This is a genomic window from Pedobacter sp. GW456-11-11-14-TSB4 (genome assembly GCF_059424425.1).
Genome location: NZ_JBWKZK010000001.1, coordinates 673,935 through 699,207 on the forward strand (window position 1 = coordinate 673,935; position 25,273 = coordinate 699,207).

A 25,273-nucleotide genomic window follows, 5' to 3' on the forward strand; every position below is an offset into this window, starting at 1 on the left:
AATGAGATGCGTAAACTTGACTAAGCAAATATTAGATATTTAAGCTGGGTTGTCTAATTCTTCAAAAACTGAATTCTTAGATTTGTATTCTTTTACTAACATTTTCATGGCAATGACTACCTGTCGATCATCATTTTGTTTAGCATGTTGAAGCAATGTATAAATTTGAGATTCAATTTCTGAGAAAACATATTCCCTAACCCTTCCAATCATGATTTTTTCATGATGCGTAGGCATTGTATTTTCATTATCATTTAATAATTCTTCAAATAATTTCTCACCAGGTCTTAATCCAGAATAAGAAATTTGAATGTCTTGATTGGGCTCTAAGCCAGCCAAACGGATCATCTTTTTGGCCAACTCCACAATCTTTACAGACTTGCCCATGTCAAAAATAAAGATTTCTCCGCCTTTACCCATGCAACCTGCTTCTAATACTAATCTGCAAGCTTCAGGAATGGTCATAAAGTAACGTGTAATTTCTGGATGTGTCACCGTTACAGGGCCTCCTTTTTCTATCTGCTGTTTAAAACGAGGTATTACAGAGCCATTTGAACCCAATACATTACCAAAACGTGTAGTGATAAATTTGGTAATGGGTTTAACATTTAAATCGTTAATATAACTTAAACCATTACTAAAAATAAAATCATCGGTACTCAATGAGTTGTTTAATGATTGTACATAAATTTCTGCAATACGCTTAGAAGCCCCCATTACATTCGTTGGATTAACTGCTTTATCTGTAGAGATCATTACAAACTTTTGCACTCCATGTTTCACTGCCATATCCGCAATGGTTTTAGTCCCCATCACATTGGTCTTAATAGCTTCAGCTGGGTTGTCCTCCATCAATGGCACATGCTTATAAGCAGCTGCATGATATACATAATGAGGCTTGTAGGTCTCAAACAAATAATCCATCCTAACCTCATCCCTAACATCGCCAACAAAAGCATGAAAATTAGTATTTGTATGTGTTTCTTCTAATTCTAAATAAATATTATGTAGGGCGGTTTCCGACTGGTCGCACAAGATGATCAAACCAGTTTGAAATTTCATCAATTGGCGTACAACCTCGCTACCTATAGATCCAGCAGCGCCAGTAATTAAAATTCTTTTGTCTTTTAATTCATTTTGAATACCATCAATATTTATTTGTATGGGCTTTCTGTTGAGCAAATCTTCAATATTGATATTTTGAATTTGTGCAGTACTAATTTTACCTTTTGCCCATACATCAGCAGGTGGGATATTTAAAACAGCAACATCATTCTCTAAACAAACATCCACAATCTGATTTTTACGTTCGATAGGAATAGTGTAAGAAGCAAAAATGATTTCATCTACCTCATGTTCGGTAATTAAAGCTTCCAACTTTTTGGCGCCCAAAATTTTAATGCCATCAATAGTTTTACCTACTTTACGTTCATCATCATCTACAAAAGCGATGATAGTTTTATTCACCTTGGCATCATGATCAAAAGTTCTTTTGGTAGCTAAACCAGCCTCACCTGCCCCATATATAATAACCTTCTTTTTATCTAGATTTAAATTTTTAATGTAAAGGAAGAAGTATTTGATCATTACCCGATAAGTAATTAACAGTAAAAAACTTGTTAAACCATTAATTATAATGATCGTGTTGGATATTAATGGATTGATCCCTAAAGCTATTACACTTAAATTCACAAAAAAGAAAATTCCATTGCTAATTAGTACAGCAAATAAAATCCTAAATGTATCTTGCGCACTAGTGTAACGGATAATCCCCGAATAAGTCTTTACGTTAAAAAAAACAACTATATTAATTGCAGTCATAATCAATACATTGCGACTGAAATCAATAACATTAAGTTCGGAGAGATCGAAGTTGAACTTTAAAAAATAAGCAATGGTTAGAGAGATAAGGCAAACCCCTAAATCAAGCAGAAAAATTATCCAACGTGGAACGATATTAATTTTAGTAAACAAAATGCAATAAGGTTAGTTTGAAGTAAAGATAAGATAAATATTGTATCAGGTCAAAATTTTTACAATAACTAAGTTTTTATGTTATTACCAACCACTCCTGCAAATGCTACCTTGAACAATTTTTTATAACAATAAGTTAGACATTATAGTTAAATCAAATCGTCATCTTTAGGCTCCAAGTAGAGAATATTTCACATGAACAATAGCGGAATAGAGGTAGGATCAAAATGCCTTCTTGAAAACTTCTTTATACTGCCTTATTAACTAAATGTTTTTTACCTTCCACAATAAACCTAATTGCCAAAAACAAAATAGCTGAAACAGCTGCAAGTATCAAAGCAGAAATAATGGAATCCTTAACTAAAAAAACAATTATGCCATTAATCAACAATTGTATGAACATATACAAACCCGAAACTACCAAATGATTCCACTTTAAGTGATTAGCTAAATATTGGTAAAAATGACTTCGGTGAGCTTCGAAAATATTCTCTTTTCTCAGCTTTCTAAAAAATACCGTAGTAGCAGTATCCAAACCATAAAACAACAACACCAAAATATAGCCAAAATTTTCAGTCTTTAAAATCAATTGACCTATCAAAAACACAATAGTAAAAGCAATACTCACACTCCCCACATCACCTGCAAAACATTTGGCTTTGGTTCTAAAATTAAAAAAATTGAACACCAAAAGTGATAAGCCCACAATGATCAATAAATCATTAGAGGTAAAATTAATGCCATTGTTATTGATATAATATAAACTTGCAATAGTTACCAGACTGTAGCCGCCAGTAATACCATTCACACCATCCATAAAATTATAGGCGTTAATAGTTCCTATCACAAAAATAGCTGCAAGAATAAGCCAATACCAAGGTAAAGCAAACATCTGCCATTGGTAAAATAGTAACAATACGGACAGAAGATGAACCGACAATCTTACTTTATTGTTAAGTGTCAGAATATCATCCAAAAAACTGATTGTACCTATTGCCAATAAGCCCACAATGAAATAGGAATATAGATAATCTGAAAAACAATAAAAAATTAAACCTGCGACAACAAATATTATTCCACCTCCTCGCAAGGTTATAGATGTATGAGAACTTCTTGAATTAGGTTTATCGATGATGTTAAAATGATCAGCGATTTTGAAATAGATAAGTTCAAAGAAAAACAACGAAATTAATATGATTAGTAAATATAAAAATGATAGCATAGCTTAATAAATTACAAAGTTAAGGTAATAATCGATATCTGTAAACATTAAGCTATGCTTTAATTTTATTGATATTCTTCACCGAAATCCTTCACCATTTGACCGGCAATTTGTTTGATTTCCTGTTCATCTGATTTAGGATAGATTAGCAATACCTTGCCATCATCTACCACAATATAGTCGGATAGACCTTTAATTACTGCAGCTTTACCTACAGGTAATTGAATTAAACAATCTTTGGTGTTTTTAAGATTGATATGTTGGCAACTACTAGAATTTCCATCCTCATCTTTATCTACCACATGGTGCAAAGAAGCCCAAGTACCTAAATCACACCAACCAATATCAGCAGGAATTGTATATACATTAGTAGCCTCTTCTAATATGGCATAATCTATCGAAATATTAGGAGCACTAGGATAGTTTGAGTTGATGAAGGAGGCCTCCTCAGAAGTATTATAGCTGGACAAACCTTTGCTAAACAATGTGGCGATTTCTGGTGCATAATGCTCAAATGCTTTAATGATAGAATTTGCCGACCAGATGAAAATACCTGCATTCCATACATAATCTCCACTCGCAATATATTTTTGGGCATTTTCGAGAGATGGCTTCTCCATAAACGCGGTTACTTTTTTAATCTCTGCATTGCTGGCATTATTACTTGACTCTTGATTCTCGTTACTCGAAATATTATACTTAATATAACCATAACCCGTATCTGGCCTAGTTGGGCTAATCCCTAAAGTCAACAAGGCATCATTCTCACCCGTAAAAGATAATGCTTGTTCAATTTTAGATAAAAACACATCTTCCTTTAAAATCAAATGATCTGAAGGTGCTACCACTATATTTGCCTTTGGATTAGTTTTGGTAATTTTATAGCTTGCATAAGCAATACAAGGGGCTGTATTATTTCTACTAGGCTCTAAGAGAATATTACTAGGTAAAATTTGTGGCAATTGCTCTTTTACAAGCTCTGCATATCTTTCATTTGTTAAAATATATATTTGATGATTAGGGCAAATCTTTAAAAACCTATCGTATGTTAATTGAAGTAAAGATTTTCCTAAGCCTAAAATATCAATAAATTGTTTAGGAAATTGATTACGGCTTTTAGGCCAAAAGCGAGAACCCACACCTCCCGCCATAATTAAAATATAGGTATTGTTAGCTCCAATCATTATGTTTTACTTCGTTATAAACTTTAGAAATTCCATCTTCCAAAGTTGTTTTTGCTTTCCAGCCCAAAGCTGTAAGTTTATCTACATTCATTAACTTTCTTGGCGTACCATCTGGTTTGGTAGTATCTGTGACAATTTCTCCTTCAAAACCAACAATCTTCTTTACCAATCTGGCTAAATTCAATATGGAGATGTCCTCTCCAACTCCAATATTAACTAAACCTGCCTCATTGTAATTATCCATTAAAAAAATGCATGCCTCCGCTAAATCATCCGCATGCAAGAATTCCCTTTTGGGTGTACCTGTTCCCCAAATAGTTACGGATGGCTCTCCTTTTTGTTTTGCAGTCATAAATTTTCTCAACATTGCTGGCAATACATGAGAGTTATTTAAATCATAATTGTCATTCGGACCATATAGATTGGTTGGCATCACAGAAATAAAATTACTACCGTACTGAGCTCGGTAAGCATCACACATCTTTATCCCAGCAATTTTGGCAATAGCATAAGGCTCATTGGTTTCCTCCAAGAGTCCAGTTAATAAGAAGTCTTCCTTTAAAGGCTGAGGAGCCAATTTCGGATATATACAACTTGAACCCAAAAACATTAGCTTTCTAACATTATGTAAATATGATTGATGTATAACGTTGTTCTGAATCATCAAATTCTCGTAAATAAAATCAGCACGATACGTATTGTTAGCCACAATACCCCCTACCTTAGCAGCAGCCAATAATACATAAGCTGGTTTTTCTTTCGCAAAAAAATCACCCACGGCAACCGTATCTCTTAAATCCAATTCGGCAGAGGTTCTTGTGATGATATTCACAAAACCAGCGGCTTGCAAATTCCTTAAAAGTGCAGAACCCACCATCCCTCGGTGTCCTGCGATATATATTTTATCGGTTTTATTCATTTTCGTTCTTCGTCATTGCGAGGAAGAATGACGAAACAATCTTCCTTATATATCTTATTATTCAAATTGGTTCTTAACGTTATAACCAGCGGTCTTTAACATCAATTCCTTTTTAAAATGCTCTACATCAGATGTCATCATATCTTCAACTAGGCCAGCTAAATCATACTTTGGCTTCCAGCCTAATTGGGTTTTTGATTTTGTTGGATCACCAATCAACAAATCAACTTCTGTTGGCCTAAAATAAGAAGCATCTACGGATACTACTTCTTTACCAATCTCTAATTGATAATCTGGATTTGAACAAGAAACTACATAAGCTTTTTCATCTACACCTTCTCCTTTAAATTCTAATTCAATCCCTACATATTTAAAAGACAATTTCACAAAATCTCTCACTGTAGTTGTTACACCAGTAGCAATTACATAATCTTCAGCTATATCCTGTTGTAAAATTAACCACATCGCTTCCACATAATCCTTGGCATGACCCCAATCACGTAATGCATTTAGGTTCCCCAAAAACAATTTATCCTGTAAGCCTAACGCAATTTTAGAAGTTGCTCTCGTTATTTTACGGGTTACAAATGTTTCGCCCCTTAGCGGACTTTCATGGTTAAACAAGATGCCATTACAAGCAAACATATTATAAGCTTCGCGATAGTTTTTTGTAATCCAAAAACCATAGATCTTGGCTACCCCGTAAGGTGAGCGAGGATAAAAAGGTGAGTTTTCATCATAAAATCCCTTTTCATTTTTATTTTCGGGCATGCCGCCATATAATTCAGAAGTAGAGGCCTGATAAATTCTTGTTTTCTGTTCTAAACCTAAAATTCTAACCGCTTCTAATATCCTTAACGTACCTATCCCATCTACATTTGCAACGTATTCTGGAGAATCGAAAGAAACCTTTACGTGGCTCATGGCACCTAAATTATAAATTTCGTCTGGCTGTACTTCTTGTACTATCCTAATCAGATTGGTAGAATCGGTTAAATCTCCATAATGCAATTTAAACTTTACATCACTTTCGTGTGGATCTTGGTATAAATGGTCAATCCTGTCTGTGTTAAACAAAGAGCTACGACGTTTGATGCCATGAACTTCATATCCTTTTTTCAATAATAAATCTGCTAGGTAGGCACCATCTTGACCTGTTATGCCTGTTATTAATGCTGTTTTCATATTTATTTTATGGTAACTAAATTACTCGTCCTTAAATGAATTTGCTGTAATACTTAATCCATCTTTTGTTGTGATTGGTAGAGATAAGTTTAATGCTTCTTTTATTTTCTTATTGCTGACAATGTAATTTTCTGTTAATTTATTCAACCTTTCAGTGTTTAACGGTAATTTTAAAAGATCACCTATTTTTGATAAACCAATGATTAAACTAGTTGGAATTGCCCATAGTTTAGCTCTTTTATCCATAGAACTTGCTAATATTTCAACTACCTCATTAGTAGATAATGTATCGTCATCTGCAACATTGTAAATTCCGGATGGAATTTTCACTTCTAATAATGTAGCTATCGTGAAACACAAATTTTCTACACTTAAAAACGACCGTTTATTATGAAATGCTGCTAAAGGATATGGCACACCTCTCTTAACAAATTTATATAATAAGTTTAAGTTACCCTTATTTCCTGGACCATGTATCATACACGGCCTTAAAATATAATAGGATTTACCTATTGGCAAAGCTTGATTTTGAATATATTGTTCAGCCATTAATTTCGATTTGCCATAATGGGTTTGAGGATCGGGTTTATCTATTTCAGTCAATACATCATGTACCTCATCAGCTGCTGCTTTTACAGAACTAATAAAAATGAATTTTTTTGCATCTGATTTTAAAAAAGCATCATACAAATTCTTCGTTAACTCAAAATTCACTTTGTAATACTCGTCAGAATTTGAAGTATTTTTAAGATCATGAGCTTTACCAGCTAAATGGACTACTACAGAACTTTCGGAAAAATCATTATCTTGAAGGTTAGTCAAATCCTTCCTACTTACAGTTTTGAGTTTTAATTCGGTTTTGTTTTTTAGATAGGCAATTAAATTTACACCTACAAAACCACTGGAACCTGTAATTAATATATTCAAAATATTTTATTTCTTTATTTTATTTTTTAATTTTCTTTTTTCTTGAAAGAACAACTTAGGCATAAGTTTAATATATGGTAATATTCTTGGCAATTGCTTCATTGGCTCACTAAAAACTCTACTTACCCAAATAAACTTAAGAGCACCTATTTTCGCACCAGGTAAAGCAATATTACCTATGTAAAAATTAAATGCTGCACCAATACCAAACATTATACCTCTATCTATATAAGGTAATAAAGCGGCCATAAACATTTCTTGCTTTGGGGCGCCCAATGAAACCCAGATAATTTGAGGTTTCATTGTATTAATGTAATTTGATATCTCAACATAATCAAAATCATCAACGTCTTTAAAAGGCAATGGCATTACTGATAAATGATTGCTATCGATACCTTTATCTTCTAATATTTTTTTTATTTCATTTGATGTTTTTTCATTACTTCCCAATAAAAGCTGAGTATATTTTTTTTCTATATAATTTGCAAATATTGTAGGGCCATTTAATGCCCTATAATCCTTTTTGTAAATCATACCTGCTAACATTGCAATAGAACTGCCATCACATGTATTAACCATTGAATTATTTAAAATTTCACGGAATTTTTCATTTTTCTGAGCTATTGTCAAAACATTTGCATCCACTACGCATACATAGCCTTTATTATTAAGTTTTAAGCTCTCTTCTATGGTCTCCTTAAAAACATCATGATCAAATTCAAGTGAAACATTAAAATATTCTTGCATTACATTTACTCTTTATTATCCAATTAAAAACTTATTAGTATTTATTTCTCCAGTACTCAAAGTTTGGCTTACCCTCATTTTTAAGCCACTTAATTGTTTCTTTCACATTCTCATCCAAATTTGGGTTTGATAAGCCAAAAGCATCGATTGTTTTTTTCATAGGCGTTTCATAATTATCTAACATATTACTAAACCTTTCTGAATGCAGAGGAAATGGTATTTTGATTTTTTTAAGTATATCTCCACCAAAAGACACTAAATGCAATAAAAATATTGGGAATGACTTAACAGTATTGCCAGTTAATTCTTTAGAAAATGAATTTATCCATTTAAGAGAGCTCATTGGCTCATCTCCAACATAATATGTCTGATGATTTACAACTGAAAGATCTGATTGGAGAATTTTAAATATTTGATGAACAACGTTTTTTACATATGCATAAGATTTTACAGGATTTGTTTTCCCAGGGTGAAAATACCATCCCTTATCAATTATTCTAAAAAGTTCATTAGGATAACGCATATTCCAAGGTCCCCATACATTTGTTGGACGAATAATTGTCCATGCATTCATTTTGGAATTACGAGTTAGCTCTTCTGTTATCTTTTTACTACAACCATAAGCAGTATGTGGCAAATAATCATTATCTCTGACAGGAATTTGATTTTCTTTAGATTTATACACGTACTGTGTTGAAGTAATAATTGAATGCACAATTGTATTTGTTTTTTCTATAGCCTCAATTATACTGGCTGTTCCATCAGTATTTTCAAAATAATCTGCCAATTTATTACTTGCAGTATCGGTTTTAGCCGCAAGATGAACAATATGAGTAGGGCCATAACTAGAAAAAATCTCTAACAACTTATCCTTATCAAGTATATTACAGCTAACCCAAAATTCATTGTGATCTGAATTGAGCGGTTTTTGCTTATCAACATTAATAAATTCATTTATATTATTTTTAAGCAACAATTCAATCAAATTAGTTCCTATAAACCCAGAACCTCCAGTTATTATCAATTTCATATTTTATACTTCACTAAAAACTTTATCCATATTTCTCAAGAAGGTTTCAATTGAATAATTTTCTTCAAATTTTTTCCTTCCATTATTACCAAGCATTAATCTCAAGTTTGGATCATTAATTAATATTTCCAATTTTGAAGCTAAATCAACAGCATCATTTGGATTTACTAATAAACCATTTTTTTGATCATCCACTACAAAAGGTATTCCATTCCATCTTGCCGCAACAATAGGAACTTTAAATTGCATAGCTTCTACTAAAACAATTCCAAAGGTTTCAGATGGTACACGAGTAGGGAAACAAAAAATATCGGCTTCTCCAAAAATTTGCCATTTTTCATTATTAATTTTCGTTCCTAAAAAGGAAACATTATCTTCTAATTCATAATGTTTGATTAGCAAATTAATCTCCTCTTTAAATGATGAATCGATAAATATGCCCACCAATTGAAGACAAAAATTAATATTCTTCTGTTTTAGTATATAAACGGATTCTATTAATTCAATCATGCCTCTTTCCTCATACATGGCTCCAACATACACCAAATTGAGCCTATTATTATTATTTTGAATCCCTAATTTTTCTACATATAACGGATATTCGTCCTTTATACCATTGGGTACAACGAAAAGCTTTTTGGCTTTCATTACAAGCTCATCACCATGGCTGTATCCCGTTAAGGTAATCAATATATCTGGATTAAAGAAGGCCATTCTATACAATAATTTCGCAATTGGGTTAAGATTCTTATAAAGCCTACTAGATCCGCCTGCGTGTGTATGGATTATTGTTTTCTTAAAAATGAATCTTATTGGAGCTAACAGCAAAATATCTCTATACATTCCTAACTTATTAGGGCCTGCTGGACCGTAATATAGGATATTAGCACCATAGTAAAACCTATAGAACCAAGTTAAAATTATTGCTTTAAACAAACTCCAAAACTTGTATAGTTTGAAGCTTCCCATATCATCAAAATCCCTTGAAAATTCTAGCCTAACATGAAACAAATCAGCATTTTCATATTTTCCATCTAAAAGTGTTTGAAGCATTAACGCCTGACCTCCATATGGAGGTGGGGTTTGTCCAAGCACTAGAATTCTTTTTTTACGTTGCATAATAGTTTAATTGGGGGTTGTATTTAAAGATTCGTTAATCTTACTTTCTACATTTATTAAATTACTACGGGAATAGATAGCAAAAAAGACTAGAAACATCAGGTAATAACTAAATACCATATCAGCATAAAAGCCGTACCCAAGAAAAATGCTAAAAAAATAAAAACTCTTTTTATCAATTTTCTGTTTTAAAAAAAAGTATATAAAATATATAGCACCAAAAACTCCAAAATGGGCAATTAGCATAAAATATAAATTATCAAAAGTATTTTCTAAATCCAAACCAGTTAAATCTAATCCAGTAAATAAATTTGTTAGCGATCCTTCAGACAATACTCTCTCTAATAATTCAACCCTCCCATTAAATGTTCCATAAGCAAGCATACGCGAACTCTCATTATCTGAACTAAAAAGAATTGGAAAAACAAACACTAAAAACAGAAATAACAATAATGATGTAAAAAAAGATAATATGAGATAGTTCCTATTGCTTTTTCCGCAGATAAATACGAAAAAATATGCTACCAAGGTTGAAATAAATACACCTCTAGAACCAGCCAAATAGAGCATAAAGAATGCAAAAATTATTAATAATTTTTTTTTTTGAACAGAAAAGTGATATAAGTATATTGATATAAAAAAGGTAAACTCAGGCATACTTGCAAATGTTGAAAAAGGTCTAATATCATCAGAAATGAACTCTCTCTCATCTGCGAAACTTAGTCCTGATTGGATCCAATTGATCTCAATTGAAGTATAGCCAAATAATTTTTGTGAAATCCCATACAATGAAACTAATATGAAAAATGGAAATGTTTTATTTAGCAATTCTTCAAAACTTACTTGCCTAAACATCGGTATACCAAGAAGAAGTAAAAAGTACATTATAAATTTGCCATAAGCTTCAATATTTCCTGTAATTATAAGCAATATTGAAAAAAGGAACACAAACAGTATTGATTTCTTCGAGATCTTAGGAGTTAATACTGTTAGAAGAGGGATAAAAACAATGGTATTGTATATAGTTGCATTAAAAGCAAAAAATCTTTTAATAAAAGAAAAAATATTAACTAAAATAAATCTAAATAACATTACAGTTTTCCTTTTGCTAGTGTTTATATTTTCTTAATCAGTTTAGCTGGATTTCCAACATAAACACTCTGGTCTTCCGCGGGCTTAACCAAAACACTACCGGCTCCAATTACACACCTGCTACCTACATTTGAGGCAATTACTGAGTTACTCCCTATCCAAACATCAGACCCAATGGTAATCATTGATCTTCCTGCTGCTTTTTGATTGCTTATGGTTTGATTTTGATCTTCAAATGAATGCTGTGTGGTACCACTTATGAAATTGACATATCCACCAATTACCACATCATTCCCCATATCTATTTCTCCTATTGTATTAAAGTAGCCAAATAATACTCTATCGCCAATTCTTGCTGTATGATATTGACAAAAACTACCATACTTAAAAATAACTGCCTCCCCAAGTTTAGCTAAGGTAGCTTTATAATAGTAATAACGCACCTTTTGCCCAAATAGAAAAGGTATTTTTGAGGCAATGATCGATACTTCAGAATATGCACCTACATAGATTGCTAACCTACCTGCTATAAAAAATACCGAAGCAAATGGTAGTGCAAGTATCGTTATAAAAAGAATATAAATGTTTCTGATTGTCTTAAAAATAAATTTTATCATGAAAATTTCATCGCAATTTTAGTTTGATTATTTTCTTTCTGTAGCACTTAATTTTTAATTGTGCTATTAATAACATCTTCAAATACTTTTACTAATTGACCGGTAAGGCTTTCTCTTAGATATTTGGAAATATTTGTCCTTTCTACAGGCAGATTACTTCTTGAATTATAAATCTTTTCAATTGCATTAGCAATCATATTTGGATCTTTATTCTCTATTAAGGTAATTTGCTCAATACCATTTACTACATCAGCAATCCCTCCCTTTTGCGCAGCCAAAGCCAAGATTGGTCTTTTGCTTCCCAAGTAGTCAAAGATTTTACCTGTTTGTTCTGTTTCTTGTCCACTACCTATTAAAAGAAGTAAATCTGACCCCTTCATATGTGCAATAGTATCAAGATAGGGCTTGTAACCAACTCCTTCAAATTGATCCAAAATTCCAATTTCTTGAGCTATTTTTGTTACTTCTGGATTCATTTCACCAACGTACTTAAATACAACACGTATACCCCTATCTTTAAGTAATTTAATTGCTTTAAAAAAATAGCTTGGATCTCGGAATGACTTTCCTGTTAAAAATTTTCCGGCATAAACTATTGTGAAATCTTCAAATTTCTTTGGCGGAATTGGGTCGTAATCATCTGGATCATATCCATTTGGAATAACGACAAAATCATTGGGAGAGCGCATTGGATAAGCTTCTCTGTAGTCTTGAGCCATTTTTTCCGAAACAACAATAACCTTCGATGCACTTTTCAAGACAATTGGTTCAAGAAAATTATTTAATGGAGCAAATATCTTCCCTTTAATTCCCTTTAATGGGTTATCAATTACTGCCAATTTCCAAGGGTCACGCAAATCAATTACATAATTTAATCCGTAAAAACGTTTTGCAAATGGAGCCACGAGCAATGGAAAAAATGGATCACCTGTTGCAAATAAAAGGGCTGGTTTCTCTTTTTTAATGATTGAACCAATATTATAAAATAGTGGACGCAACCACCTTGTTGGCAATCCATTAAGCAAACCCTTAAGTACAAATGCTTTACCCCCTATTTTAGTCCTGTAAATAGTTAAATCTGCAGGAACATCTTTAAGTAGACTAGTATCAATTAAAAAATTACTCTCTTTATATGAATCTTCATTTACTGTAAGAACAACAGGCTCACATCCAAATTTTGGTAAAAATTTAACGAATTTGGTAATGCGAAAAGTACTTATTCCACCAGCAGGAGGGAAATAAGTTGCAAGCATAATTATTTTTTTCATAAGGTCTCTTATTTTTTATCCAGCAGTTATTTTTTAAGTGACCTATACATTTTCCTAAGCAAGCGATATAAAAATGTTCTATAAATTCTACCATAAGGAGCATAGTCCCAATATGATTTTTTTGGCAAATTCATGATTTCATCTAACTGATCTTTTGTTAAATCAAATTTCTTTAAAACATATGCGGTATCTTCCCTTTGCAATTCCTCTGGATAAGTAGATTTTTTTAATTCTTCAATTGCATCCTCTCTTGTCATTTCTCCAGAGCAAACTACACTTGATAAGTGAGATCTACGTTTATCATATCCAAATTTTGTTGGCAACCAATATCCTTGAAACCATCTTGTATAAATTGATTCGTAATGTTTTCCACCATAATATCTCCATCCAATTTCCTTTTCTAAAATTGGCATCGCATCTTTTTTAGAAAAATCTATATAATCGAGTATGTTAATGAATTTCTTGCTATATGGAGGGAAAAGGAAGTGCATCAGATTCAAATGAGGAAAAGTTTTCAATTTAACTTTACCAAATTGCTTATGAATATTCTTAATATATCCCCAATCGAAGTGACCTTGTGACCATTCTGCTGGCAAGTGTGTTTCAGTTTTCACATTATAACCTGTAAGAATATGGTTTACATTAATCATTTTAGCTGTTTTAAGCATCGAAACCACTATAGCATGATCACTAGGAATTTCTGAGTCAGGTGTAGATGCCTTTAAAAAGGAAATTTGAAGATCTCTAAATTCATTCCAGTCTAATACAATGGTATGTAAATCGATTTCAAGTTTTCTACATATATTTTCAACATTTTTAATTGCTAATTCAGAATCCCAACCATTGTCAAGATGTACAGCTAAAGGCCTTAAACCTAGCTGCTTAACTTTATATGCTACATATGTACTGTCTACTCCACCACTAACCCCAATGACACAATCGTAGTCGTTGTTTTTATTTTGTTCTTTAATTTTAGCTACAATTTCATGAAGTTTTCTTTCCCCCTCTTCTCCAGAAACTACTTTTCGCTTAATTTGTAAATCATGTGTATGACAATGGTTACATACTCCTTGCTCATCAAATACAATTGCTGGATCTGAAGTATCCATTACACATCTTGTACATATTTCGTAAACTCTTGCCATATTTTGTTATTTTGTATTAAATAAAGTTAGTAATTCTTGATATTGCGGATAAGTAATCAGCACAGCACGATGAGGGCCATGAAATACAAAGAAAGCCCCAGCTGCTACTGCACTTGCCCCCGCAGTAACAGCATCTTTTATATCTTTTAAGCTACCAATTCCACCTATTGCTATTAGAGGTACCGATATCTCTTTACTTGCTTGTTCTATCAATGCTAAATCAGCGCCTTGTAAAGTGCCATCACGGTCTACCGCATTTAGCAAAATTTCTCCAGCTCCCGCCTCAACAGCTTCCTTTATATAGGATAACCAATTTTTATTGCTATTCTGATTGCTAGAAGATTTATAAAGTTTAGGCCTTTGCAGCCAATCCTTTTTAACATCAACCGATAATACAATTGCGGAACTTCCAAAGCGGTCAACCAAACCTTTTACAAGATCAAGATCATCTAGAACGGCTGTTTGTAGGCAAATTTTTTCAACTCCTAGCTTAAATATCTTATATGCCTGATCAATGGTTCGAATTCCTCCACCATAGCACAGAGGCATAAAACACTCACCTGCAAATTGTTCAATCAATGAATAGTTTGGTTCACGTTGCAATTTACTTGCCTCGATATCTAAAACCATTAACTCATCTACCTCCTTGGTATTAAAAATCCTTATTGCGTTAAGTGGATCTCCAATATATTTGGGATTTAAAAATTTTGTAGTTTTTACAAGACCACCATGTTGGTTAAGTAATAATGCGGGAATTACTCTATGTTTAAGCATTTAAACAGATAAAAAAGTTTTTAACAAATCCATACCAAACCTATGACTTTTTTCAGGATGAAATTGGAAACCATAAATATTATCATGCTGTACAGCCGCTGTAATATCTGATCCATGATATGCAGTCGCAATTACATCATCGCTATTAGCACAAATAGCATGGTATGAATGAACAAAATAATATCGTAATTCCTCTTCTTGTTGAGGTATCAACCCTCCTGATTTACACACTTTAACAGCATTCCATCCCATATGAGGAATTTTTATTGGATTTTCCTCATTAGAAACAAATCGTTTTAATTTGCCTGGAATCCAACTAAGACCGGGTAATACTCCTTCTTCACTACTATCAAAGAAAAATTGCATACCTAAACAAATACCTAATATTGGAATTTTATCATTAAGAACTTTTTTATTCAACACTTCAATCCATTTACCATCATTCAATTCTTGCATTCCAACATCAAAAGAACCAACTCCAGGCAGAATAATTTTCTGTGCTTCTAATAGTTCTTTGGGCGTATTTGCTATAATTACGTCACCCCCTAGACGATTAATCATATTCACAACCGACTTGGTATTACCAAGAGAAAGGTTTGGTATGTATATTTTCGTTTCTTTCATTTTAAACTAATCAACAAAAGTAGTCAATTATTTCTTAACCATGATTATTTCAAGTAATCTCTTACCAGTCTGACCATCACCATATAAATTCAGCTTTTCTTCAATTTTTAACCCAATCATCGATTTTAATGCTAGAACAATATCGGCACTTCCTGGAGCGGCTAATACATTCACGCCAGCTTCCACTAATTCTACCCATTCTGTTTCATCTCGAAGAGTTACACAAGGCTTACGATGAAAGAAAGCCTCCTTTTGTACGCCACCACTATCTGTCATTACTACAGAACAATGTTGTAATAACCAATGCATCTCCAAAAAGCCTACTGGATCTATGATTTGAATATTATCATTTAACTTTAGTGAGGACATTTTTTTTATCACGCCTGCTGTTCTTGGGTGAACGGGCAAGATAATGGTATGTTCTTCAGCAATTAGATTTAACCCATCTAAAATTCTTGTTAACCTTGTTAAATCATCTGTATTTTCTGCCCTATGTATAGTACATAATATGAATTTATCCTCTATCCCTTTAATTGAAGATGGACGTTTAGCACTTTCACGATAATATAGCGTGGCGTCATACATTACATCACCAACTTGATGAACTTTAACAGATTCTATTCCTTCATTTTTTAAGTTATTAACAGCCGTATCTGTAGGTGCAAATAACAAGTTAGCTGCATGATCGGTAAGTACACGATTAATTTCTTCGGGCATCCGTCTGTTATAAGATCTTAGACCTGCTTCAACGTGTGCAATTGGAATATGAAGTTTAACAGCCGCCAAAGCGCCTGCTAAAGTAGAATCTGTATCGCCATATACCAAAACCCAGTCTGGCTTCTCAGCTAAAAGCACTGTCTCGATTGATTCAATCATGCGACCAGTATTCTGTCCATGCGTTCCTCCACCAATTTTCAACTGATGATCTGGCTTTCGAATGTTTAATTCCTCGAAGAACACGTCCGACATATTTGCATCGAAATGTTGTCCAGTATGAATTAAGACTTCTTCAACACCTGCCGTTTCTTCAATAACCCTCGATACAACAGCAGCCTTTATAAATTGTGGGCGAGCGCCAATTATTGTGCAAATTTTCATATGTTATAATACAATATTTTTGATTGGTAATTAAGCAGCTTTTTACTCTGAAATATATAGTTTCTCTTTTTTAAATTTTTCAAATTTATGGTGTGGAATATAGCCGTTATATTTATAAGGGCTTTCATATCCTATACATTTCTCCTTATCTAATAATTTAATGACTTTTGCAGGATTACCTGCAATTACACAATATCCATCAGGGAAAGATTTTGTTACTACCGAGCCTGCACCAACTATGGTAAAATCGCCTAACTCAACTTTTGGCAGTATAACACAATTCATCCCTACCCAGCAGTATCTTCCAATTCTAACCGTACTTTCCTCATGCTTAGAAGTGTCATAAAGATCATGGTTACTACTTATAATACCAACATTTGCAGCTAGTTGTGTATAATCCCCAATAAATACTTTACCCATTCCTTGTATGTAGCATCCTGGCATCATCCCGGGCGACGTTTCTATTCCTGCAACAACATTACGTGGATAGGTAATAATACTGGTGAAATGCACTTGCCAATATGCACCTCTATTAAATCCTAAGATTTTTTGAAAGAATAGGTATCTAAAACTAATAGGAGTTTGGGTATTCCTTGTCTCATATATACATCTCGTAAACGGGATGAACTTAATAATACCCCAATAAATTCCTTTGACTGTATTTCTTATAAAACTCATATAGTAGATTTTTGTTTTGAAAGCTGAAATGATCGTACTAGGTAAATAAGGTAAATAATAGAAAAATTAATACTATAAAGCTTAATAGTAAATAATATATCTTTATAAATTACTGCTCCTATATATAAAACAAGAAGAGTAGTAGCCAAAATATAAATATGCCATATAAAATCTTCCCTTTGCTTATTAACGATATAAAAAATAAAACTCAGAGGACTAGAGATGAATTTGAAAAAAAACATTAAAAGCAAAATATTTAGAAATTTACCAGCTGGTGCCCACTGATCTCCAAACAATAAAACTATAGCATCATTCCCAAAAAAATATAATAATATAAATGGAAATACAGATATAATTAACATTTTTTTGAATGTACTCATATAGGCTTCTCTACAACTTCCGGTTTCCCGGTAATCCTTTGAAGCTTTTTCTTTAAAAACATCAAGGATGGCTCCAGCAAGAAGAGAAATTGGAATATTTAGTAAAGTTAAAATAAACGAAAAATATCCCGAATCTTTAGGATTAAAAGCCCACAAAAATACAAACACAGGTAATTGAGCACATACAACATTCATCAGTTCAGCTGGTAAAATATAAGTAGGAAACTTACTATATTTTTTACCTACTTCTTTAAAATTAAGTCTCTCTTCTTTATTCAATAAAAATGTTGGTCTCAAGCTAAAACCTTTAATTTTTTGTCTCAAAAAAAGATTTGAAAAAAGATGGCTTAACGTTAGTCCAACAGCTAACAACAAAGCTTGCGGCCAAAAAAAACCAAAAGTAAGAGCAAAAACTCCAAATAAGAAACTTCTTAAAATTTTATTTAAAGAGAGTATTGTAAACATTTTTTCCCTTACAAACCAATAATTTAATACCTGAAATGATCCCAAAAGAAAAGTAGCTAATGGGATTATCATAAAAATGAATCGATCACCTTGTTCGATTCCAAATGCCCAATTCAAAAAATAAAGGGGCGAAAAAATAATAATTAAGCTAATCAGTCCACATATTAAAAGATTAATCCAATTGCATAATTGCATTAATGTAATTACTTCTCTTTTATCATCTGGGAGCATTATTGCAAGTTCATATTTACCAGTAGTTAGGATGCTAAGAATTGTAATTGAAGCTAGAAATCCAGCATAAATCCCATACTGTTCAGGACCATACTGTTTTGCAATCAAAGGAACAACAAGAAAAGCTATGGCTTGAGCCATAGCTGTTCCAGTAAACAGCTTTAGAATATTTTTATCATATTCAACCATTTTCATTCTGATCTTTTAAGACTACTATGCATTCTGATATATTCTTTCAATTATGTCTACAACTTTAAGCCCTTCTAATGCATTGGTTGTGATGTTACCCTGACCATTAATTACATCAACAATATTTTCATAGATATAATGGTGATTAGCTGCAGAACCTTTATAAGGTCCATAATCGTTAGGGGGATTGCTAGCCTTTAAAACGGGCATCTCATAATTCTTAATATGACAATACTCTACCTCATTCATGTACTGGCCACCTACCTTTAATGATCCATTTTCTGCAATTACAGTAATTGAGCTTTCTAAATTTTTATCCCAAATCGCAGTTGAGTAATTTAAACTACCCATACCACCATCTACAAAATCGAAACTTACAAAACCTGAATCTTCAAAATCAGTAGTATTATGATGCGTAAAATCATTTAACCTAGCATCAATATTTTTGATATCACCAAAGTACCAATACATCAAATCGATAAAGTGCGAAAATTGGGTAAATAACGTACCTCCATCTAAAGCCTTTGTACCATGCCATGTACTTGGTTTGCCAGTTTTTGGATCAGGCTTATAGTAACGATCGTCACGATTCCAATAACAATTAATCTGTACCATGAAAATTTTACCTAAGATACCCTGTTCCAAAATACCTTTTAACCATTCAGAAGGTGGAGAATATCTATTTTGCATTACGCAGAAAACCTGCTTATGTTTATGAAGTGCTTTGAAGATTACCTTTTCGCATCCTGCTTTGGTTAAAGCCATCGGTTTTTCTACCACCACATGGCAGTTTCTATCCAGCGCTTTTAAAGCCTGTTCTTCGTGGAAACCATTTGGCGTAGCGATTGAGACCACATCAAATTCTAAATTAGAATTAAGGAGGTCATCAACGGAAGAAAATAAGGTCGCTTCCGAATAGGCCTCTATACCTAATTCAGATTTAAGCCTTGTATCGCATAAGGCTACTAATTCACAATCTTCATTCCCTTGTATCATACTGGCGTGTCTTTTACCAATATGACCGCAGCCAATTACAGCAAATTTTATTTTTTTATTACTCCCCATTATTTAAACCTTTTAACGGTATTATTTTGTAGTTTATATTCTTGTTTACTTTCTACGCAAACAGCTATTCCATTTGCATTAAATTCTAATCGATGCCCATATTCACCAACCCAGCCAATTTGCTTCGCTGGATTGCCTACAACCAAAGCAAAATCAGGAACAGTTTTAGTAACCACTGCACCGGCACCAATAAAAGCATAGGCGCCAATATCATGCCCACATACAATAGTTGCATTTGCGCCAATAGATGCACCTTTGCCTACATGTGTTTTGGCATATTGATCTTTACGATTAATAGCGCTACGAGGGTTTATTACATTGGTAAACACCATAGATGGACCCAAAAATACATCGTCATCACAAATTACACCTGTATAAATTGAAACATTATTTTGCACTTTAACATTCTTACCTAAAGTTACACCTGGTGAAATCACAACATTTTGACCAATGTTGCATTTTTCTCCAATCATACAATTTGGCATGATATGTGAAAAGTGCCAAATGCTGACACCGTCTCCAATTACACAACCTTCATCAATAACAGCAGTTTCGTGAGCTTTATAGTTTTTAATTTCCATAAAATTGTTTGATGGTATTGATGATGTAATCTTGAACATTCTCTTTCATTTCTGTATGTATCGGTAATGACAACACGGATTGGCATAACCTGGTTGAAATCTCAAGATCGCCAATAACTCTACTGATATTTTTAAAAGCTTCTTGCTCATTTAAAGGGATCGGGTAATAAATCATTGCCGGTATACCTTGATCTTCTAAGAATTTTTTTAGCTCATCTCTTCTACCGTTTTTAACCAATATAGTATATTGGTGAAAAACATGGGTTGATTGAGGATTTCTTACAGGCGTTTGGATGCCATCAAGGTTAGCTAAACCCCGGTCGTAATAAGAAGCCGCTGCACCTCTTGCTCTAGAATATTGATCAAGGTATTTTAACTTCACATTTAATATACCAGCTTGCAATGTATCTAACCTAGAATTGACTCCAATATATTTGTGCACATATTTCTTTACCTGACCATGGTTTGCCATCATTTGAATTTTGGCCCCCAATTTATCATCATTTGTACAAATAGCTCCGCCATCACCATAACAACCTAAGTTTTTAGAAGGAAAGAATGAAGTAGTACCTATATGACCAATTGTACCAGCCTTTACTTTTCTACCATCTGCAAAAGTATATTCTGCACCAATAGCCTGAGCATTGTCTTCAATTACGAATAAATTATGTTCATTTGCTAAAGCCATTATCTCTTCCATATTGGCACTTTGCCCAAATAAATGAACAGGAACAATTACCTTAGTTTTATTAGTAATTGCTGTTTTAATAAGATCAGCTGTTATGTTAAAAGTATTTGGATCTACATCAACCATTACTGGTACAAGGCCAAGTAAAGCAATTACCTCGGTTGTCGCTACGTAAGTAAAAGATGGCACAATTACTTCATCACCAGGCTCTAGTTCTAATGCCATTAAGGCAATTTGTAAAGCATCTGTTCCATTTGCACAAGGGATAAGGTGTTTAACATTTAAATATGTCGCTAAACTAGCTTTAAACACTCCAACTTGAGGACCGTTAATAAATGCAGTTGTATCAATACAATGTTGGATAGCCGCATCAATTTCATCTTTAATTTTCAAATATTGACCTTTTAGGTCTACCATTTGGATGGCTTCTTTCATATTTTAATTTAGAATTTTTTCACTTATTAATTTACCAATTGCTAATGCTGAGGTTGCTGCAGGAGAAGGTGCATTTCTAACATGTACAATATTACCATTTTGTAAAATATTAAAATCATCAATCAAATTTCCTTTCTTATCGCAAGCTTGAGCCCTTACACCTGCACCCCCCTCTACTAAATCATCTTGTTTAATTTCAGGAATTAATTTTTGCAAAGACCGAGTAAAAGCAGCTTTAGAAAGTGATCGATAAATTTCTCCAATTCCTGTTTGCCCATACTTGGCTACAACTTTCCAAAAGCCGGGCCAACTTAAGGTTTGACTCATATCTTTTAAGCTAAAGTCAGTAAACTTATAGCCTTCTCTCTTAAATGCTAAAACTGCGTTTGGACCAGCCTCTATGCCCCCACCAATCATCCTTGTAAAATGGACCCCTAAAAATGGAAACTCTGGATTTGGTACCGGATATATTAAATGTTTAACAAGACTTTCTTTCTCAGGCTTTAACTTATAATATTCGCCTCTAAAAGGAATAATTCTCAAGTTATTTTCATCTTCTGTTAATGAGGAAATCCGATCTGAGAATAGACCAGCACAACTTACTAGTTTGTGTGTTCTGTAGGCATTTCCATTAGTTTCAACAACAATTTCTCCACTATTTTGTTGTATTCTAATAACCTTTTCACCAAATACCTCATCTCCACCCAATTCATTAAATAATTGTAATATTTTGATAGACATTTTCGGATAATCTATAATACCTGTTTGAGGCACATATATTGCTTCTAAAGCAGCACAATGAGGTTCAATCTCTCTACTTTCAGACGCAGAAAGCTTCCGTAAACCTTCTAATTTATTAGCTAAGCCTCTTTGGTAAATGTTATTTAATCCGACTAAATCCTTTTTTTCTGTGGCTACTATTATTTTACCACAAATGTCATAAGGAATTTCATGTTGCTCGGCAAAATGCATTATTGATTTGTATCCAGCAATACAGTTCTGTGCTTTTAAACTACCAGGTTTATAATAAATGCCACTATGTATTACCCCACTATTATGGCCAGATTGATGTTTAGAAACACCATCTTCTTTGTCAATTATTAAAACCTTTAGATTAGGTTGGCTCACCTTCAACTGATAGGCCGTGGATAGCCCAACGATACCCGCTCCAATAACAATTACATCATATTTTTGAGTTGATATCATTTTTACTACAGCCTTCCGTCAACAATATTTCTGTCAATAAACGATTTGGTGTCAAAAATAACAGCACCTTTATCTTTATAGGCTTGAAAATCTATATTTAAAAATTCATCATGTGATACAGCAACGATAATTGCCCTGTAATCAGATGCATTTAATTGATTGATAATTGGAACATTATACTCATGTTTTACTTCATTAGCGTCAGCCCAAGGATCATAAATATCTATATCTAAGCCAAATTGCTGTAATTCTTTGTAAATATCAATAACTCTAGTGTTTCTAGTATCTGGGCAGTTTTCTTTGAAAGTAAATCCTAAAATCAAAGCTTTGGAACCCTTAATGAGGTGTCCTTTGCTAATCATTAACTTAATTACCTTATTAGCTACAAACATCCCCATGTTATCATTTACTCTTCTACCAGATAATATAACCTGTGGGTGATATCCTAAAGATTCGGCCTTGTGCGCTAGATAGTATGGATCAACTCCAATACAGTGCCCCCCAACTAAACCAGGTTTATATTTTAAAAAATTCCATTTTGTACCTGCAGCTTCAATCACATCATTAGTATCAATACCAATTCGGTCAAAAATCAAAGCCAGTTCATTTACGAATGAAATATTCACATCACGTTGTGCATTCTCAATTGCTTTGCTTGCCTCTGCTACCTTTAAACTAGGTGCTTTGTGTGTACCTGCAGTAATAATACTTCCATATAACTGATCTACAACTTCTGCTATTTCTGGAGTTGAACCCGAAGTAACCTTTTTAATTTTAGTCAAGGTATTTACTTTATCGCCAGGATTGATTCTTTCTGGTGAATATCCGCAATAAAAATCCTGGTTATATTTTAAACCAGAAAATTTTTCCAATACGGGAACGCAATCCTCCTCTGTACAACCAGGGTATACAGTTGATTCATAAATAACAATATCATCCTTTTTTAAAATTTTACCTAACATTTCAGATGCCTTTAGCAAAGGCGTCAAATCGGGCGCTTTGAATTGATCAATAGGAGTAGGTACGGTAACTATATAAATATTACATTCTTCAATCTCGTTGATTAAAGATGAAAATGACAGTCCTTTTCCATCATTTCTATTCTGAACCGATTCCAACGTAGCTAAGTCTGCTTCTTGAGTTCTATCTTCACCTAACTTTAACTCCTCTACTCTGTTTTTACTAATGTCAAAACCAATTACTGTATATTTTTTGGCGAATTCGATAGCTAGGGGCAAGCCTACATAGCCCAAACCAATTATTGCTATTTTTTGTTTATTCATTGATTAAATTTTTATAAACTCTGTTAAATATAATAATAAGCATAGCTACGATGCTGCCTATAATAATACCTACTAAAATTGCTTTTAATTTATTTATTCTATCAATTTTAAGTGGATATATAGGTTGATCTATTATTTGAATTAAAGGTGTTTCTTTTAACAATGACATTTTTGATATCTCAAGATTTTTTGACATCTCAGAAAGTATTGCTTTATTAGTTTCAGCCGAAAATTGAGCTTTCTGAGCAGGAGCAACCCTTTGTACCTGTCTTGTTAAATTTAAATTCGGAGTAGCATCAGCAACTGCAACCGCACGATATATCGCTCCGTTCATTTCAGCTTTAACAGAATCAGTTTTATGTTGCAAAATGATTACATTTTGTAAGGTCTTCTTAGTTTTTGTTGAAATATAAAATTGGTTAACATTTTTAACTAATTCATCATTAAAAAGTTTTGCAAAAACCTCATCTTTAGCTTTTACATCAACTTGTATAGTGCTCAATTTTTTGTCAGGTTTGGCTACAGTAAGATAGTTTTTATTTAGATCAACAACGAATTCTCCAATTAAACTATCCCTCAACCTATCTTCTGCTAAATTACTCTCGTGTTTAGATGGACTGTACTTTGTGAACGTAATATTTTGTAATTTGACATCATTTTTCCATTGATCCCTTTTATTATTAATTTTGATAAAGCGATCTATTAATAGCTCCTTATTTCCCAAATAATCTATGTTAGTAAGCAAAGTTTGTTCCAATATTTTTCGTGATCTATATAACTGTAAAATATTATCTCCCTGAAAAATACCCCCTCCACCACCAATTTCAACTCCCGCAATTGAAGCAAGCCCAGCCAAGTTACCTACACCACCACTACCCTTTTCGTCTTCTAATACAAAAGTTGTAGTTGCTATGTAACTTGGCTTATTTATGGTTGCATATATATACCCAAATAAACCTCCGACAATTAAAAAAATTATTATTATATATTTTTTTGAATATAGATAAATACACCATCTACGAAAGCTTAATACCAGTTCCTTTATTGAAATTTCGTCACTATCCTGATCGCTTCTTTTTAGACCATCTTTTGTCATATTTAGATTTTTGCTCTTAAATTCTTTTAATGAGTTATTATAAAATATTTT

Annotated in this window: 24 protein-coding genes; all 24 read right to left on the minus strand. The window is 32.9% G+C overall.

The window, feature by feature from the left end:
* Positions 1–39 precede the first annotated feature (39 nt).
* Positions 40–1,974: a polysaccharide biosynthesis protein gene (locus AC07XU_RS03065; RefSeq protein ID WP_494942148.1), complete on the minus strand. Its 1,935-nt coding sequence runs from the start codon at positions 1,972–1,974 to the stop codon at positions 40–42.
* 247 nt (positions 1,975–2,221) lie between these two features.
* Positions 2,222–3,196 (minus strand): MraY family glycosyltransferase, encoded by a 975-nt coding sequence (locus AC07XU_RS03070; RefSeq protein ID WP_494942149.1) that lies wholly within the window; start codon positions 3,194–3,196, stop codon positions 2,222–2,224.
* 65 nt (positions 3,197–3,261) lie between these two features.
* The gene (locus AC07XU_RS03075) at positions 3,262–4,380 is read right to left on the minus strand and encodes a mannose-1-phosphate guanylyltransferase (RefSeq protein WP_494942150.1); all 1,119 of its coding nucleotides are present in this window, start codon (positions 4,378–4,380) and stop codon (positions 3,262–3,264) included.
* Positions 4,367–5,299 carry a GDP-L-fucose synthase family protein gene (locus AC07XU_RS03080; RefSeq protein WP_494942151.1) on the minus strand — a complete coding sequence of 311 codons (933 nt, stop codon included), beginning with the start codon at positions 5,297–5,299 and terminating at the stop codon, positions 4,367–4,369. Before AC07XU_RS03080 ends, AC07XU_RS03075 begins: the two co-directional genes overlap by 14 nt.
* 57 nt (positions 5,300–5,356) lie before the next feature.
* Positions 5,357–6,484 (minus strand): GDP-mannose 4,6-dehydratase, encoded by a 1,128-nt coding sequence (gmd, locus tag AC07XU_RS03085; protein ID WP_494942152.1) that lies wholly within the window; start codon positions 6,482–6,484, stop codon positions 5,357–5,359.
* Between the two features lie 21 nt (positions 6,485–6,505).
* Positions 6,506–7,411, minus strand: a complete 906-nt coding sequence (locus tag AC07XU_RS03090; RefSeq protein ID WP_494942153.1) for an NAD-dependent epimerase/dehydratase family protein — start codon at positions 7,409–7,411, stop codon at positions 6,506–6,508.
* Positions 7,412–7,417: 6 nt separating this feature from the next.
* The gene (locus AC07XU_RS03095) at positions 7,418–8,158 is read right to left on the minus strand and encodes a WecB/TagA/CpsF family glycosyltransferase (RefSeq protein WP_494942154.1); all 741 of its coding nucleotides are present in this window, start codon (positions 8,156–8,158) and stop codon (positions 7,418–7,420) included.
* Positions 8,159–8,192: 34 nt separating this feature from the next.
* Positions 8,193–9,188 (minus strand): NAD-dependent epimerase/dehydratase family protein, encoded by a 996-nt coding sequence (locus AC07XU_RS03100; RefSeq protein ID WP_494942155.1) that lies wholly within the window; start codon positions 9,186–9,188, stop codon positions 8,193–8,195.
* Between the two features lie 3 nt (positions 9,189–9,191).
* The gene (locus AC07XU_RS03105) at positions 9,192–10,307 is read right to left on the minus strand and encodes a glycosyltransferase family 4 protein (protein ID WP_494942156.1); all 1,116 of its coding nucleotides are present in this window, start codon (positions 10,305–10,307) and stop codon (positions 9,192–9,194) included.
* Between the two features lie 6 nt (positions 10,308–10,313).
* Positions 10,314–11,399: a hypothetical protein gene (locus AC07XU_RS03110; protein WP_494942157.1), complete on the minus strand. Its 1,086-nt coding sequence runs from the start codon at positions 11,397–11,399 to the stop codon at positions 10,314–10,316.
* Between the two features lie 23 nt (positions 11,400–11,422).
* Positions 11,423–12,016: an acyltransferase gene (locus AC07XU_RS03115; protein ID WP_494942158.1), complete on the minus strand. Its 594-nt coding sequence runs from the start codon at positions 12,014–12,016 to the stop codon at positions 11,423–11,425.
* Positions 12,017–12,063: 47 nt separating this feature from the next.
* Entirely contained in the window at positions 12,064–13,284 is a 1,221-nt protein-coding gene (locus AC07XU_RS03120; protein ID WP_494942159.1) for a glycosyltransferase, read from the minus strand.
* A gap of 26 nt (positions 13,285–13,310) precedes the next feature.
* On the minus strand, positions 13,311–14,429 hold the full coding sequence (locus AC07XU_RS03125) for an N-acetyl sugar amidotransferase (RefSeq protein ID WP_494942160.1): 1,119 nt from the start codon (positions 14,427–14,429) through the stop codon (positions 13,311–13,313).
* Positions 14,430–14,435: 6 nt separating this feature from the next.
* A complete protein-coding gene (locus AC07XU_RS03130) occupies positions 14,436–15,203 on the minus strand; it encodes an AglZ/HisF2 family acetamidino modification protein (RefSeq protein ID WP_494942161.1) in 768 nt (255 codons plus the stop codon).
* Positions 15,204–15,827, minus strand: a complete 624-nt coding sequence (gene hisH / locus AC07XU_RS03135; RefSeq protein WP_494942162.1) for an imidazole glycerol phosphate synthase subunit HisH — start codon at positions 15,825–15,827, stop codon at positions 15,204–15,206.
* A 27-nt stretch (positions 15,828–15,854) separates the two neighbouring features.
* Positions 15,855–16,925, minus strand: coding sequence for a non-hydrolyzing UDP-N-acetylglucosamine 2-epimerase (gene wecB, locus AC07XU_RS03140; protein ID WP_494942163.1), 1,071 nt, complete (start codon positions 16,923–16,925; stop codon positions 15,855–15,857).
* 42 nt (positions 16,926–16,967) lie between these two features.
* Positions 16,968–17,603 carry an acyltransferase gene (locus tag AC07XU_RS03145; protein WP_494942164.1) on the minus strand — a complete coding sequence of 212 codons (636 nt, stop codon included), beginning with the start codon at positions 17,601–17,603 and terminating at the stop codon, positions 16,968–16,970.
* A complete protein-coding gene (locus AC07XU_RS03150; RefSeq protein ID WP_494942165.1) occupies positions 17,600–18,874 on the minus strand; it encodes a lipopolysaccharide biosynthesis protein in 1,275 nt (424 codons plus the stop codon). The genes AC07XU_RS03145 and AC07XU_RS03150 overlap by 4 nt, the downstream gene beginning before the upstream one ends.
* A gap of 18 nt (positions 18,875–18,892) precedes the next feature.
* Positions 18,893–19,933, minus strand: coding sequence for a Gfo/Idh/MocA family protein (locus tag AC07XU_RS03155; RefSeq protein WP_494942166.1), 1,041 nt, complete (start codon positions 19,931–19,933; stop codon positions 18,893–18,895).
* Positions 19,933–20,514, minus strand: a complete 582-nt coding sequence (locus tag AC07XU_RS03160) for an acyltransferase (RefSeq protein ID WP_494942167.1) — start codon at positions 20,512–20,514, stop codon at positions 19,933–19,935. The genes AC07XU_RS03155 and AC07XU_RS03160 overlap by 1 nt, the downstream gene beginning before the upstream one ends.
* Complete coding sequence (locus AC07XU_RS03165) at positions 20,504–21,637, minus strand: DegT/DnrJ/EryC1/StrS family aminotransferase (RefSeq protein ID WP_494942168.1); 1,134 nt, start codon at positions 21,635–21,637, stop codon at positions 20,504–20,506. Before AC07XU_RS03165 ends, AC07XU_RS03160 begins: the two co-directional genes overlap by 11 nt.
* A gap of 3 nt (positions 21,638–21,640) precedes the next feature.
* Positions 21,641–22,843 (minus strand): L-2-hydroxyglutarate oxidase, encoded by a 1,203-nt coding sequence (gene lhgO, locus AC07XU_RS03170; RefSeq protein ID WP_494942169.1) that lies wholly within the window; start codon positions 22,841–22,843, stop codon positions 21,641–21,643.
* 5 nt (positions 22,844–22,848) lie between these two features.
* On the minus strand, positions 22,849–24,126 hold the full coding sequence (locus tag AC07XU_RS03175; RefSeq protein ID WP_494942170.1) for a nucleotide sugar dehydrogenase: 1,278 nt from the start codon (positions 24,124–24,126) through the stop codon (positions 22,849–22,851).
* Positions 24,119–25,222, minus strand: coding sequence for a GumC domain-containing protein (locus AC07XU_RS03180; protein ID WP_494942171.1), 1,104 nt, complete (start codon positions 25,220–25,222; stop codon positions 24,119–24,121). The genes AC07XU_RS03175 and AC07XU_RS03180 overlap by 8 nt, the downstream gene beginning before the upstream one ends.
* Between the last annotated feature and the right edge of the window lie 51 nt (positions 25,223–25,273).